Genomic DNA, 14,888 nt, shown 5'->3' with positions numbered 1-14,888 from the left:
CGTCACGCTCGTACGAGCAGGTCGCCCACGTCGCATCCGACCGCGTCGCAGATTGCGGTGAGGGTAGAGAAGCGGATGGCGCGGGCCCTGTCGTTCTTGAGCACCGACAGGTTCACCACGCTCACCCCCACCCGTTCGCTCAGCTGGGTGAGGGTCATCGAGCGCGCGGCAAGCAGTTCGTCGAGCCGGCAGTGGATGCCGGTGGGTTCGTCGTCCGCGGCCGCCATCAGACGAGGCCGTCCGTGTCGCGCTGCAGCCGCTCGCCGACCGCGAACGCCGTGGCGATGATACCGAGGACGAGTCCGACGACGACCGGCGTCGAATCGAGGTGCATCATCATCGGGAAGGAGGTGCCGATCGGATCGTGGTTGAGTTCGGTGGCGACCTGGAAGTTCCCGAAGCCGTAGACGGCCTGTCCGAGGATTCCGCCCGCGAGCACGACGAGTGCGGATGCCGTGAGCAGCTTCCGGATGGCCGGGGCGAACGGCCGGCCGGCGAGGAGCTGCCTGCACAGGGCGACGACGGCGATGGCGACCGTCACCTGGACGAGTACGAGGAGGAGGGTCCCGCTCCCGAGGAGAAGCCTCGCGGCGATGCTGAGCCCGGCGAGCGACAGCTCGGCCTGCGTCACCTCACCGCTCGCGACGGATGCCGTTCCATCGGTGGCCAGGCCGGTCACGTCGACGCTCACAGGCTGGCTGACCGGGACGGTCTCGCTGGACAACATAAAGACGAACCCGAAGACGCCCCAGATGAGGGCGCAACCGGCGAAGAGGACGCCGAGGACGGAGACGAGGCGGAGTGCACCGCTGTCCAGCCGCTGACTGAGAGTGGTGCCGCCCATGGATACCCCTAACGATTATCGATAATAACGAATATCGATACGATAGCGGTCTGGCGCAGCGGCCGTCAAGCGTGGGACACAGCCTCGCGACGGGCGGCAGCCCTCGATCGGGCACTCGCGAAACGAGGGGGCTGTCGCCCCTGATGCCATACTCTGGCCCCATGGCTGGATGGATGGCACTCGGTGCTGGGGCGCTCGCGGGTGGAGCGCTTCTCGTCGGCGCCCTGATCGCGTGGTTCGTATCGGTTCCCAGACGTGTCGTCGCCACGATCATGGCCTTCGGTTCAGGGGTACTCATCTCGGCGCTCGCCTTCGACCTCGTCGAGGAGGCCGCTGAGGGAGGCGGATTCTGGCCGGCCATGGCCGGCTTCCTCGCAGGAGCCGTGGTCTACGTCGGCGCCAACCTGCTGCTCGACCGCGTGAACGCACGCAACCGTCGCGGCTCGGGGGAGTCGCCAGGCACGGGGACCGGGATCGCCGTCGGGGCGCTCCTCGACGGGATCCCCGAAACCGCCGTCCTCGGGCTGAGCATGGTGGCAGGGGGACAGGTCTCCATTCCGGTGCTGGTCGCCATCGTCATCTCGAACGTTCCAGAGGGTCTCGCGTCGACCGCTGAACTTAAGGCCGACGGCCGCGGCCCGCGCTACGTCTTCACCCTCTGGGTGGGAATCGCCGTCGCCTGCGCGCTCTCATCGCTGGGGGGATTCGTGCTCCTCGAGGACGTCCCTGCGAGCGTGACGGCGTTCGTGACGGCCATCGCCGCGGGTGCCATCCTTGCCATGGTGTGCGACACGATGATCCCCGAGGCCTTCCGCGACGCGAAGGCATTCACCGGTCTCATCGCCACTGTCGGGTTCTTTGTGAGCTTCGGGGTGCACCAGCTCAGCTGAGCGCGAGGCGCAGCTCCAGCTCTTCCATTAGTGCTTTGAGCGAACAGAGGAGTTTTCCGAAGGCGCGGTGGTTACTCTTTTTGTACGGCACCCCATCCCTGCCCGGGTGCCCAAGGAGCGAACATGTTTGAGAGATTCACCGATCGCGCTCGTCGCGTCGTCGTCCTGGCCCAGGAAGAGGCCAAGATGCTCAACCACAACTACATCGGAACCGAGCACATCCTGCTCGGTCTCATCCACGAGGGTGAAGGCGTCGCAGCCAAGGCCCTCGAATCGCTCGGTATCTCGCTGGATGCTGTCCGCGAGCAGGTCCAGGACATCATCGGCCAGGGCCAGCAGCAGCCGACCGGTCACATCCCGTTCACGCCGCGTGCCAAGAAGGTGCTCGAGTTGTCTCTGCGTGAGGCTCTCCAGCTCGGCCACAACTACATCGGTACCGAGCACATCCTGCTCGGTCTCATCCGCGAGGGTGAGGGTGTCGCCGCACAGGTCCTCGTCAAGCTCGGCGCGGACCTCAACCGCGTGCGCCAGCAGGTCATCCAGCTCCTGAGCGGGTACCAGGGCAAGGAGACCGCGGCCGTCGGTGGCAACACGACTGAGACGACCGCGCAGGGCGGATCCCAGATCCTCGACCAGTTCGGACGCAACCTCACGCAGGCCGCGCGCGACAACAAGCTGGACCCGGTCATCGGCCGCGAGAAGGAGATCGAGCGGGTCATGCAGATCCTCTCCCGCCGTTCGAAGAACAACCCTGTCCTGATCGGTGAGCCCGGCGTCGGCAAGACCGCCGTCGTCGAGGGACTCGCCCAGGCGATCGTCAAGGGCGAAGTGCCCGAGACCCTGAAGGACAAGCAGCTCTACTCCCTCGACCTCGGTTCGCTCATCGCCGGAAGCCGCTACCGCGGTGACTTCGAAGAGCGCCTGAAGAAGGTCACCAAGGAGATCCGCACCCGCGGTGACATCATCGTCTTCATCGACGAGATCCACACCCTGGTCGGAGCGGGTGCTGCTGAGGGCGCGATCGACGCCGCCAGCATCCTTAAGCCGCTCCTGGCACGTGGAGAGCTGCAGACCGTCGGCGCGACGACCATCGACGAGTACCGCAAGCACTTCGAGAAGGATGCAGCGCTCGAGCGCCGGTTCCAGCCGATCCAGGTCGCTGAGCCGTCCCTGCCCCACACGATCAACATCCTCAAGGGGCTCCGTGACCGCTACGAGGCCCACCACAAGGTGTCCATCACCGACGGTGCCCTCGTCGCCGCTGCCAACCTCGCCGACCGTTACGTCGCCGACCGGTTCCTGCCTGACAAGGCCATCGACCTGATCGACGAGGCCGGAGCACGCCTCCGCCTGTCGATCCTGTCGAGCCCGCCAGAACTGCGCGAGTTCGACGAGAAGATCTCGGTGGTCCGCGGTGCCAAGGAGACGGCGATCGAGGACCAGGACTTCGAGAAGGCCGCATCGCTGCGTGACGAGGAGAAGAACCTCCTCGGTGAGCGGCTGCGTCTCGAGAAGCAGTGGCGCTCGGGCGACGTCAAGACCACGGCGACCGTAGACGAAGGTCTCATCGCCGAGGTACTCGCGCAGGCCACCGGCATCCCGGTCTTCAAGCTGACCGAGGAAGAGTCGAGCCGTCTCGTCTTCATGGAGAAGGCGCTGCACCAGCGCGTCATCGGCCAGGAAGAAGCGATCTCGGCTCTGTCGAAGACCATCCGTCGCACACGCGCCGGCCTCAAGGACCCGAAGCGCCCGTCAGGCTCGTTCATCTTCGCCGGCCCGACCGGTGTCGGAAAGACGGAGCTGGCCAAGGCGCTCGCCGAGTTCCTGTTCGACGACGAAGACGCGATCATCTCGCTCGACATGAGTGAGTACGGCGAGAAGCACACGGTCTCGCGACTGTTCGGTGCTCCTCCCGGGTTCGTCGGCTTCGAAGAAGGCGGGCAGCTGACCGAGAAGGTCCGCCGCAAGCCGTTCAGTGTCGTGCTGTTCGACGAGATCGAGAAGGCGCACCCCGACATCTTCAACTCCCTGCTCCAGATCCTGGAAGAGGGACGGATGACGGACGGTCAGGGGCGCCTCGTCGACTTCAAGAACACCGTGATCATCATGACCACCAACCTCGGGTCGAAGGGGATCGCCGGCGGCCCCGTCGGTTTCCAGGTCGAGGGTGACACCACGGCCACATACGAGATCATGAAGGCCAAGGTCACCGAGGAGCTCAAGAAGCACTTCAAGCCCGAGTTCCTCAACCGCGTGGACGACACCATCGTGTTCCCGCAGTTGTCGAAGCCTGAGCTCCTGCAGATCGTCGACCTCTTCACCAAGCGACTGAGTGACCGCCTGCTCGACCGCGACATGACGATCGACCTGACCCTCTCCGCCAAGGAACGTCTCATCGAGGTCGGTTTCGACCCGGCTCTCGGTGCACGGCCGCTGCGTCGCGCGATGCAGAACGAGGTCGAGGACCGTCTCAGCGAGAAGATCCTGCACGGCGAACTGAACTCGGGAGACCACATCCACGTGGACTTCGCCGACGGCGAGTTCCTGTTCGACACGAAGCCGCGCGGCGAGACCGTCGGCGCCGGCCTCAACTCGGGCCGTTCGCTCGGCACGGGTGCTGCGACGCCCGACCTCGCGATCACCAGCGACTAACGCAGGAACAGACGAAGGGCCGGGGGAGTGATCCCCCGGCCCTTCGTCGTGCCGGCCGCGTCAGGCGAGGCGGTCGAGGTACCGCAGCAGGATGCCCTCGCGCGTCGCCCACGGTGAGACGTCGAGTTCGCGGACGTTGAACGCGGCCATCGTCTCGCTCAGAACGATGCCGCCCGCAACGATCTGGAACGTCCTGTCCGTGGTGATCCCGGGCAGCGCCGGCCGGGAGTCTGCGGGGATGCGCGCCAGGCGCGGAACCCAGTCATCGAGCCTGCTGCGCCTGAGCGTCAGCCGGTCGTCCTCGCCCACGCCGTCAGAGACCGACCCTGCGAGCCGCGCGAGCGATCGGATCGTCTTGGACGAGCCGACGATCTGGCCGGGTTTACCCCGCCCGACGAACTCCCGCCTGGCCTCATCGAGCACTGCCCTTGCGTGCTCCCGGAGGTCGTTCTGCTGGGCCTCGGTAGGAGGGTCGTCGTGCAGGAAGCCGATCGTCGACCGTCCGGCCCCGAGGGGAAGCGAGAGAGCGACATCGGGCTCCTCGTCGTCTCCGAGCGCGATCTCGAGCGACCCGCCGCCGATATCGAACAGCAGGATGTTCCCTGCCGACCAGCCGTACCAGCGCCGCACGGCGAGGAACGTCAGTTTTGCCTCGTCCTCTCCGCTGAGCACCTGCAGGTCGAGTCCCGTCTCGCGTCCGATGAGGGCGAGGACCTCAGGGCCGTTCGCCGCCTCACGGATCGCCGATGTCGCCATCGGCAGCAGGTCGTCGAGGTTGCTCTCCCTGGCGATCCGCGCAGCGTCGCCGATGGAACGCACGAGCATCGAGACGCCTTCGTCGGTGATCGCGCCACTCTCATCGATGTATCGCATCAGCCGGAGGACCGACTTGTGCGACGCCTCCGCGACCGGGCGCGCGCCGCGGTGGGCGTCGACGATGAGCAGGTGAACAGTGTTTGAGCCCACATCGAGCACTCCGAGTCGCATATCGACAGGCTACCGCTCGCTAAACTGGCGCTCATGACCCAGAGCGCTGCGCCCGCATTCGTCGTCCGTCGCGCACGCACGTCGGATGTGGCTGCGATCCGGGCACTCATCGAGCCTCTCGTCCAGCAGCGCATTCTGCTCGGCAAGGAGCGGGTGGTCTTCTATGAAGCGGTCCAGGAATTCCGCGTCGCCGAGGCATCCGACGGAACGATCGTCGGTTGCGGCGCCCTGCACGTCATGTGGGAGGACCTCGGCGAGGTGCGCACACTCGCGGTCAGCCCGGATTGGCTCGGCACAGGCGTCGGCCGGGCACTGCTCGAGCGACTTGAATCGGATGCCCGTGAACTCGGGCTCTCCCGGCTCTTCTGCCTCACGTTCGAGGTGTCGTTCTTCACCCGTAACGGGTACGGGGTGATCGGTGAGGGCGTGATCGACCCGGAGATCTACTCGGAGATGGTGAGATCCTCCGACGAGGGTGTCGCTGAGTTCCTCGACCTCGCACGGGTCAAGCCGAACACGCTCGGTAATTCGCGGATGCTCAAACGTCTCTGAGCCTGCTCATTTGTTGCCCCTCTTGTGGGGGTGGAAACCGCCGGATAGCTTTTACCCACTGTTTACTCTTCGGGTGAAACGGCGTCACACGGTTTCCCTAGCCTTGCTGGGTCGCCGTCGCTATCCCGGTCAGCGTCGCGACGAAGCGCACTGCCCGTGCGCCGCATTCATTCGACGTCGAACTTCGGGGAGATCAATGTTGCTGTCCAAGCGCCTCTGGCGTACCACCGCCCTCGCATCCCTGCTCGGTCTCGCGGCCGCACCCCTCGCGGTGCTTCCCGCAGCGGCCAGTACAGATGGCACAGGGGTGGTGATCAACGAGGCCTATCTCTCCGGCGGAAGCGCCGGTGCGGCATACACGCACAAGTTCGTCGAGCTGTACAACCCGACGGATGCCGCGATCGACATCGGCGACTGGTCACTGCAGTACCGGCCGGCCGGCGGCACAGCGGCGTCGTCAAGCGTCGTCGACCTGACCGGCAGCATCCCCGCGAAGGGCCACTACCTCGTCGGCGGAGCGGCCAACAACGGGGGAGCCGTCGGAGCAGCGCTACCCGCGACGGACGCAGCGTCAACCGCACTGAACCTCTCCGGCAGCGCGGGCACCATCATCCTGGCCAACGTGCCGACAGCGATCACGGTCCCGACCGGGTCCGTCGTCGGAAACGCCGCTGTGGTCGACCTCCTCGGCTACGGCACCTCCAACACCTTCGAGACGGCTGCCTCTGCGGCACCCGCGGGCAACACCGACGTCAAGAGCCTCAACCGCACCGCCTTCGCCGACACCGACAGCAATGCGGCCGACATCACGCTCTCCGCGACGATCACCCCGCAGAACACCGCGGGAACCGATCCGACCGACCCCACCGACCCGACCGATCCCACTGATCCGACCGACCCGCCCGTCGAGCCGGGCAGCATTGCCATCGCCGAGATCCAGGGCACGGGGGATGCAAGCACGAAGGTCGGAACGACCGTCACAACCACCGGTGTCGTCACGGCCGCGTATGGGACAGGTGGCTTCCAGGGTTACTACCTGCAGACCGCAGGGACCGGCGGTTCGGTCAGCGGACAGACCGCATCCGACGCCCTCTTCGTCTACTCTCCTGCCACCGCGGCGTCCGTCGCCGTCGGCCAGTACGTCGAGGTGACCGGCGTCGTCTCCGAGTACTTCGGACTGACCCAGATCACCGTCGCAGACGCGGCAGGGCTCACACAGCTCGACGCATCCACGGTGACCGCACCGGTCGCAGCAGCGATCGGCTACCCCGCTGACGACGCTGGGCGCGAACGCTTCGAGGGAATGCTGCTGGCGCCGACGGGCGACTTCACCGTCACCGACGTATTCAGTACGAACCAGTACGGCGAGGTCGGGCTGGCCGCGTCGAGCACGCCCCTCGTGAACCCGACCGTCCTCGGGCTCCCCGGCACCGCCGAACACGCCGCAGCGACGGCCAGGTTTGCGGCCGAACTGGTCACCCTCGACGACGGTTCGACACTGAACTTCCTCAGCACGGCGAACGGAGGGGCCAACAAGAACATCCCGTTGCCCTACCTGTCGACGGATGCGCCCGTCCGTGTCGGCGCGCCGGTCGCGTTCACCGCTCCGGTGATCCTCGACTACCGCAACAGCAACTGGAAGTTCCAGCCCACCACTCAGCTGACGGCCGAGAACGCCGACACGGTGCAGCCGGTCACCTTCGCGAACACGCGGACCGCAGCACCGGAGAACGTCGGAGGCGACGTCACCCTCGCCACCTTCAACGTGCTCAACTACTTCGCCACGACGGGTGCCGACCGCACCGGCTGCACGTACTACACGGACCGCGCGGGCAACCCGATCACCGTGAACAATTCGGACGCAGCGGGCTGCGGTGTGCGTGGCGCCGCCGACTCGGCGAACCTGGCCAGGCAGCAGGCGAAGATCGTCACCGCGATCAACGCCCTCGATGCAGACATCGTTTCGCTCGAGGAGATCGAGAACTCCGCCGCCGTCGGCAAGGACCGCGACTATGCGCTCGGTGTCCTCGTCGACGCCCTGAACGCGGACGCGGGGAGCGACGTCTGGTCGTTCGTGGCGTCACCGACTGCCGTCCCCGAGAACGAGGACGTCATCCGGACCGCGTTCATCTACAAGGCCGAGACCGTCGAGACCGTCGGCGAGAGCCGCATCCTGCTCGACTCCCCGGCATTCGGCAATGCCCGCGAGCCGGATGCGCAGGCCTTCCGGCCTGCCGGTGGCGCAGCATCCGACACCTTCCTCGTCATCGCGAACCACTTCAAGTCGAAGAGCGACTCCGGGGCCACGGGAGACAACGTCGACACGGGGCAGGGCGCGTACACGGGCGACAGGACCCGTCAGGCCGAGGCGCTCGTCGCCTTCGCGGACGAGTTGAAGACCGAACTCGACACCGATCGCGTGTTCCTCGTCGGGGACTTCAACTCCTACGCAAAGGAGAGCCCGATCGGGGTCATCGAAGCGGCCGGCTACGTCAGCCAGGGCGCGAAGACGGGTGAGCACACCTACCAGTTCGGCAAGGCGGTCGGTTCACTCGACTACGTGTTCGCGTCAGAGGAAGCCGACGCATCGGTGACGGGCGCGGACATCTGGAACATCAACTCGGTCGAGTCGATCGCGCTGGAGTACTCGCGTTACAACTACAACGCCACCGATTTCTACGCCGAAGACCCGTACCGGTCGAGCGACCACGACCCGATGCTCATCGGGATCGACGCGAGCCCGACCACATCCATCGTCAACCTGCTGAACATCAACGACTTCCACGGCAGGATCGACGCCAACACGGTGAAGTTCGCCGGGACCATCGAGTCGTTGAAGGCGCAGTTCGACGAGGGGCAGTCACTGTTCCTCTCAGCCGGTGACAACATCGGGGCGTCGCTGTTCGCGTCCTCGTCGCTTCGTGACCAGCCCACCATCGACGTGCTGAACGCTCTGGCGCTCGCAGCATCCGCGGTCGGGAACCACGAGTTCGACCAGGGCTACGACGACCTCGTCGACCGGGTGATCGACGGTGGCGAGAACGCCAGGTTCGACTACCTGGGGGCGAACGTCTACCTGGACGGCACGACAACACCCGCCCTCGACGAGTACGCGATCTTCGAGGTCGACGGCGTCGATGTCGGAGTGATCGGTGCGGTAACCCAGGAGACCCCGACGCTCGTCTCGCCCGCCGGGGTCGCCTCCCTGGACTTCGGCGACCCCGTCGAGGCCGTGAACCGGGTCGCGGCGCAACTGTCCGACGGCGATGAGTCGAACGGAGAAGCAGACGTCCTGGTCGCCGAGTACCACGAGGGCGCAGGGGCCGGCATCCCGGACGGGTCGACGCTGGAGGAAGAGATCCTCGCCGGCGGCGCCTTCGCCGACATCGTGTCGAAGACCACCGCAGAGGTCGACGCGATCTTCACCGGTCACACGCACAAGCAGTACGCGTGGGATGCTCCGATTCCCGGCCGTGACGGCGAGACTCGCCCGATCCTGCAGACCGGGAGCTACGGCGAGAACGTCGGACAGATCACGCTGACCGTCGACAACACCGACGGTGACGTCACCGGGTACGACGCGCGCAACGTCGCCAGGGTAACCACCGCTGACGACGTGCTCATCGCCACCTACCCGGCGGTCGCCGAGGTGGACCGCATCGTCGACGCGGCCATCGCCGAGTCGGGCGTGATCGGCAACCAGGTCATCGGGAGCGCGACCGCACCGATCACCACCGCATTCGCGAACGGTCTGCGCGACGACCGGGCGTCTGAATCGACGCTGGGCAACTTCGTGGCCAACGCGCTCGTCGAATCGCTGGAGTCCGCCGACAGGGGAGGCGCCGAGATCGGTGTCGTGAACCCGGGCGGCCTGCGGGCAGACCTTGCCGCCGGGAACATCACGTACGCTCAGGCGAACGCGGTGCTGCCGTTCCTCAACAACCTGGGAACCACGTCGCTGACCGGCGCACAGTTCAAGACCATGCTCGAGCAGCAGTGGCAGACCAACGCAGACGGAACCATTCCGTCGCGCCCCTACCTGCAGCTCGGTCTCTCGGACAACGTGTCGTACACCTTCGACCCGGCGCGCGCCCAGAACGACAGGATCACGAGCGTCACCATCGACGGCGCTCCGCTCGATCCGGCGGGTAGTTACCGGATCGGGACGTTCAGCTTCCTGCTCGCGGGGGGAGACAACTTCCGGATCTTCACAGACGGAACCGACACGCGTGACTCGGGTCTTGTCGACCGTGACGCCTGGATCGCCTACCTGACGGCCAACAGCCCGGTCTCGCCGAGCTTCGACCGTCGCTCCGTCCAGGCCACCGGCATCCCCACCGAACCTGTCGTCGAGGGGAGCTCGGTCACGGTGAACCTGTCGAAGCTTGACCTCACGTCGACGGGCAGCCCGGTGAACACGCAGGTGGACGCAGCCATCGACGGAGTGAGCGTCGCGACCGCTCCGGTCACGGCGGGCGCGGCGACCGTCACGTTCACCGTCCCGGCCGGGCCGGGTGAGAAGACTCTCACCATCACCGCCGCTGAATCGGGGACGACGGTGACGATCCCGCTCACGGTCGAGGAGGACGAACCTGAACCGCCGACACCGCCGACACCGATCGAGAGGATCATCAAGATCATCACGGAATTCATCAACTGGCTGGCGAAGTTGTTCGGCTGGCGATGACGCTGAGTCCCTGAACCCGGGTACGCCGGGGGACCAGGACGCGCGGAGGGAAGCAATTGCGACCCTCCGCGCGTCTTCGTCTGCCGGAATCCGGGCGCTGGTTATCCTGAAGCCATGTCGACGAACGAACGCCACGGCCGCGAACCGCGCAGCGTCTATGTCCGTCGCCGACTCTGGGTGCTTGCCGGCCTCGTCGCGGTGATCGCCATCATCGCGCTGGTGATCTGGAAGCCCGGGTCCACCTCGGGTGCGGAGCCGGACCCGACCCCCGTCACGAAGAGCACGTCTTCGCCGTCGCCGACGCCGTCGGCCACCCCGGGGGAGCCGGGAGAGTGCGCAGACGACGCCGTCGTGGTCGAGGCCCTCACCGACAAGAGCAACTATGCCGCTGGGGAGCTCCCACAGCTGTCGCTGCGCATCACGAACACAAGCGATTCGGCCTGCAGCATCAACGTCGGAACCGCGGCGCAGGTGTTCACCATCACAAGCGGAAGCGACACGTACTGGACGTCGACCGACTGCCAGGTCGAACCGGCGGATGCCATCGTCGAACTCGCCGCCGAGCAGTCGGTTGAATCCACGGCCCCGATCGCATGGGATCGCACCCGGTCGTCGCCGTCGACGTGCGAAGGCGACCGGCCCGCCGTCCCCGCCGCCGGGGCCTCGTACCACCTGAGCACGTCGGTCGACGGAGTCGAGAGTGCGGAGTCGAAGCAGTTCATCCTCGTCGGCTGAGCGGACTGCCTTCGCGGCGGCTGCAAGAATAGACAGCATGCCGAAGAAGAAGCAGCCGTCGTTCCGTTCACAACCCCTCGCGGATGCGCTCGAACAGCAGGACATGGCCGCTGTCGCGTTTGCACTGCGCAATGATCGGGTGGTCGTGCCCCTCGTCACAGCAGGTCAGCGAGACAAACCGACGGATGCCGGCGAGGTGTGGACCTACCGCCAGCCGGAGACCGGGCGTCTGGCATTGCTTCTGTTCTCGGACGCAGCCCACAAGCCCGCTGCGCTTCCTCCGGTGGTCGGCCTGCAGGACGGGATCTGGTTGCACACGTTCCTCCGCACCCACGGTGATGAGATCGAAACGGTGTTCTTCGACATCGCCGGGCCCCACCCGATGCAAGCCACGCCTGACGAACTCCTCAGGGTCCTCGCGCTCTGAGCCTGGGTCAGAAGACCGCGTCGAGCTCCTTGTCGAACGACGAGCCCGCCGCTTTCTTCGCGGTATCGAGGGCGTCACGGATGCCGCCGGCCGCGGCGTCCACGATGGTCCGGTAACCGAGACGCGTCGCTTCGGCGCGACGCTGCCTGGCGGCCGTGACCGGGCGGACCTCGCCGGCGAGTGAGATCTCGCCGAACGCCGCGAAGTCGTGCGGCACCGGGTAGTCCATCGCAGCGGATGCGATCGCGATCGCGATGGCAAGATCCGCGCCCGGTTCGGTGAGCCGCACGCCGCCGACCGTCGACACATAGACGTCCTTGTCGTGGAGCTTGATCCCCGCGCGTTGCGCGAGCACAGCGAGGAGCATGGCGACCCGGGAGGCGTCGACGCCGTTGGTGACGCGGCGCGGGTTCGGGACGGACGTGTCGAGGACGAGTGCCTGGACTTCCACCGGGAGCGCGCGCTTGCCTTCCATCGACACGGTGACGCAGGTTCCGGAGACGGCGGCACCACGGCTGAGGAACAGCGAGCTCGGGTCGGAGACTTCGGCGATTCCGTCGCCGGTCATCTCGAAGCATCCCACCTCATCGGTGGGACCGAACCGGTTCTTCAGGGCGCGGACGAAGCGGAGGGATGTGTGGCGATCGCCCTCGAACTGGCAGACCACGTCGACGAGGTGCTCGAGCAGTCGAGGACCGGCGATGCTGCCGTCCTTCGTGACATGGCCGACGATGAGCACGGGCAGCGCCCGCTCTTTCGCGATGCGGATCAGCGTCTGCGCCACCTCTCTCACCTGGCTGGGTTGCCCGGCGATGCCGTCGGACTGGGCGCTGGAGACGGTCTGGACCGAGTCAACGATGAGAAGTTGCGGTTTCACGGCGTCGATCTGGCCGAGCACGACCCCGAGGTCGGTTTCGGCCGCGAGGAAGAGGTTGTCGCTGAGTGCCCCCGTGCGCCTGGCGCGGAGCTTCACCTGGTTCACCGATTCCTCGGCCGTGACATAGAGCACTCGTGACTTGGCCTTTGCCGCCTTCGCTGCGACCTCGAGCAGGAGGGTCGACTTGCCCACGCCGGGTTCGCCGGACAGCAGGATGGCTGCGCCGGGCACGATGCCGCCGCCGAGCACGCGATCGAACTCGTCGATGCCTGTGGGCCAGTGCGCGACATCCGCTTCGGTGATCGCCGTGATGGGCCGAGCTGACCGATCTGCGGAGACGGTCGACGCCGTCACCCGCTGGACGATGCCGATGTCAGCGGAGACATCGACGACGGTGCCCCACTGCTGGCATTCACCGCAGCGCCCCGCCCATTTCAGCGTCTGCCATCCGCATTCGGTGCACTTGAAAGTCGAGGTGGGCTTTGCCATGCCATGAGCCTAACCGCGACCGCAGACAGAGACCGGGACAGTCGTCGGCTGGGGACAACCGGCGATTCGCGCACATCCTGCGAATCAACTACACTCGACGGCGGTGACGTGTCCGAGCGGCCGAAGGTGCAACTCTCGAAAAGTTGTGTGCGTCTAAAGCGCACCGTGGGTTCAAATCCCACCGTCACCGCTCTGAGCAAGACCCCCTCTTCCGGTTCCCCGGGAGAGGGGGTCTTTTCGTTGTGCTCGTCGGTCTGGCCGGTGCGCTCCCGGGTTGTCCGACCGCGGACGGCGATCAGCCCACATGGGCCCTGTCGAGGGCGGAACCGGATCCAGAGGATCGCCAGAGCGGTGTGAGCGGGGTCGCGCGCCCCCGCCTTAGACTGGCGCCGTGAATGATGCTGCCCCCGTACTTGGACTCCTGCTCGACGTCGACGGCCCGATCGCCAGCCCGGTGAGCAGGAGCGTCGCCATCCCCAGCATTCCCCGTGACCTGGTCGAACTTGCAAACGGCGGCGTCCCCATCGCCTTCAACACCGGACGCTCCGACGCCTTCATCCAGGCAGAGGTCGTGCCGCAGCTGATCGCGGCAGGGCTCTCGGTCGACGCCAGAGTCTGGGCGATCTGCGAGAAGGGGGCGGTTGTCGTCCGCATCACGCCGGAGGGGCTCGGAGACATCGACGTCGACTCAGACCTTGCGGTCCCAGGGGCGTATGCCGATGCCATCCGCGAGCTCGTCGCGACCACATACGACGACGTCATCTTCTTCGACGAGACCAAACGGGCCATGGTGTCGGTGGAACAGCGGCTCGACGTCTCCGCCGAACACTTCGCGAGCAGGCGCGACGCCTTCGACGCGGACGCGGCCCGCCTGCTCGACGCGCAAGGGCTCGGTTACGAATGGGGGACGACGCTCGTCCTCGACGCGGCGGGCGATGCTCCGTTCCGGATCGACCCGACGATCATCTCCACCGACATCGAGTCGGTGCGGCTCGGCAAGGACCTGGGTGCGAGCAAGTTCCTTCGCCTGCTCGAGGCGGATGGCGCAGAGCTTCCGCTGGCCTGGCGGACCCTCGGCGATTCGCGAACCGACTACGCGATGGCCGACTGGCTGCACCAGCAGGGTCACGAGGTCGTGCACGTCGATGTGCGTCCGGCCGACGGGGTGCCCGAGACGGCGTACGCGGTGCGGCACCACACGACGCTCATCCACGATGAGGCTGGTGCCCTTTATCTGGCGGCGTGGGTGCGGATGCTGCGGGGCGAGACAGCAGACGACAGCGACGTCTGATTCCGGGCCGGTCGGCCCCGGATCCCCGGGATTCCGGGGGAGTCCGGGGCGACACGCCCGGGCCGCAGCCGCAATTTGCCAGCCATTCGCATCACACGTAAAGTACTTACTTGTCACCCCAAAGGTGCGGCAGAGCGGAACAGCTCGCCGGCCTCATGCGGGACCAATCCCAGGTAAAAGAACAGGCGCTCTTGAGTGTCGGCGTTCACTGCCTTAGGATATATAACCTCCACTCGAACAAGCTGAAGAAATTCAGGCGATGGTTTGGTGCGCCGACTTTCCGTCGGAGCCGAAAAATCCTCGATTTGACAAAAACTTCGAGAGTGGTAAGTTAGAGAAGTTGCCCTGCGGAGCAGCCCGGAAGGGTGAAAAGTGGGAGCATCCGATCCTTGAGAACTCAACAGCGTGCACAATGTCAAATGCCAAATACCCGTCGGCTTGATCTTTTTGGTCAGGT

General features: G+C 66.1%; 12 protein-coding genes and 1 tRNA gene. 8 read left to right on the top strand and 5 right to left on the bottom strand.

The genetic code is table 11. The annotated features are described in order from the left end of the window. Positions 1-2 precede the first annotated feature (2 nt). Positions 3-227, bottom strand: a complete 225-nt coding sequence (locus AC1M0F_RS14510; protein WP_480238973.1) for a helix-turn-helix domain-containing protein — start codon at positions 225-227, stop codon at positions 3-5. After that, the gene (locus AC1M0F_RS14505) at positions 227-844 is read right to left on the bottom strand and encodes a hypothetical protein (RefSeq protein WP_480238972.1); all 618 of its coding nucleotides are present in this window, start codon (positions 842-844) and stop codon (positions 227-229) included. The genes AC1M0F_RS14510 and AC1M0F_RS14505 overlap by 1 nt, the downstream gene beginning before the upstream one ends. Before the next feature lie 161 nt (positions 845-1,005). On the opposite strand from AC1M0F_RS14505, the gene AC1M0F_RS14500 reads away from it, so the two are divergent. Continuing rightward, positions 1,006-1,734, top strand: a complete 729-nt coding sequence (locus tag AC1M0F_RS14500; protein ID WP_480238971.1) for a ZIP family metal transporter — start codon at positions 1,006-1,008, stop codon at positions 1,732-1,734. 123 nt (positions 1,735-1,857) lie between these two features. Continuing rightward, positions 1,858-4,386: an ATP-dependent Clp protease ATP-binding subunit gene (locus AC1M0F_RS14495; protein ID WP_480238970.1), complete on the top strand. Its 2,529-nt coding sequence runs from the start codon at positions 1,858-1,860 to the stop codon at positions 4,384-4,386. Between the two features lie 60 nt (positions 4,387-4,446). Here the strand turns inward: AC1M0F_RS14495 and AC1M0F_RS14490 are convergent, their stop codons facing one another. Continuing rightward, complete coding sequence (locus tag AC1M0F_RS14490) at positions 4,447-5,373, bottom strand: Ppx/GppA phosphatase family protein (RefSeq protein ID WP_480238969.1); 927 nt, start codon at positions 5,371-5,373, stop codon at positions 4,447-4,449. A 33-nt stretch (positions 5,374-5,406) separates the two neighbouring features. Between AC1M0F_RS14490 and AC1M0F_RS14485 the strand changes: the two genes are divergently transcribed. The 4 genes from AC1M0F_RS14485 (at position 5,407) to AC1M0F_RS14470 (ending at position 11,774) form a co-directional block, all read left to right on the top strand. Then, complete coding sequence (locus tag AC1M0F_RS14485; protein ID WP_480238968.1) at positions 5,407-5,925, top strand: amino-acid N-acetyltransferase; 519 nt, start codon at positions 5,407-5,409, stop codon at positions 5,923-5,925. Between the two features lie 196 nt (positions 5,926-6,121). Next, entirely contained in the window at positions 6,122-10,612 is a 4,491-nt protein-coding gene (locus tag AC1M0F_RS14480; protein ID WP_480238967.1) for an ExeM/NucH family extracellular endonuclease, read from the top strand. A 114-nt stretch (positions 10,613-10,726) separates the two neighbouring features. After that, the gene (locus AC1M0F_RS14475; RefSeq protein WP_480238966.1) at positions 10,727-11,347 is read left to right on the top strand and encodes a hypothetical protein; all 621 of its coding nucleotides are present in this window, start codon (positions 10,727-10,729) and stop codon (positions 11,345-11,347) included. A gap of 37 nt (positions 11,348-11,384) precedes the next feature. Further along, on the top strand, positions 11,385-11,774 hold the full coding sequence (locus AC1M0F_RS14470; RefSeq protein WP_480238965.1) for an SseB family protein: 390 nt from the start codon (positions 11,385-11,387) through the stop codon (positions 11,772-11,774). A 7-nt stretch (positions 11,775-11,781) separates the two neighbouring features. Here the strand turns inward: AC1M0F_RS14470 and radA are convergent, their stop codons facing one another. After that, positions 11,782-13,140, bottom strand: coding sequence for a DNA repair protein RadA (radA, locus tag AC1M0F_RS14465; protein ID WP_480238964.1), 1,359 nt, complete (start codon positions 13,138-13,140; stop codon positions 11,782-11,784). Between the two features lie 102 nt (positions 13,141-13,242). Here radA and AC1M0F_RS14460 point away from each other — a divergent pair. Both AC1M0F_RS14460 and AC1M0F_RS14455 read left to right on the top strand, forming a co-directional pair. After that, positions 13,243-13,330: transfer RNA gene (locus AC1M0F_RS14460), tRNA-Ser, on the top strand. Between the two features lie 201 nt (positions 13,331-13,531). Beyond that, on the top strand, positions 13,532-14,431 hold the full coding sequence (locus AC1M0F_RS14455; protein WP_480238963.1) for a hypothetical protein: 900 nt from the start codon (positions 13,532-13,534) through the stop codon (positions 14,429-14,431). Between the two features lie 113 nt (positions 14,432-14,544). On the opposite strand, the gene AC1M0F_RS14450 is transcribed toward AC1M0F_RS14455, so the two are convergent. Then, positions 14,545-14,888, bottom strand: a 344-nt coding sequence (locus AC1M0F_RS14450; protein ID WP_480238962.1) for a hypothetical protein, incomplete at its 5' end; no start/stop codon positions are given.

This window comes from Mycetocola sp. Y719 (assembly GCF_056713205.1).
Note: the sequence above shows the minus strand (reverse complement) of the source record. Positions and strands in the feature narration are given on the sequence as shown.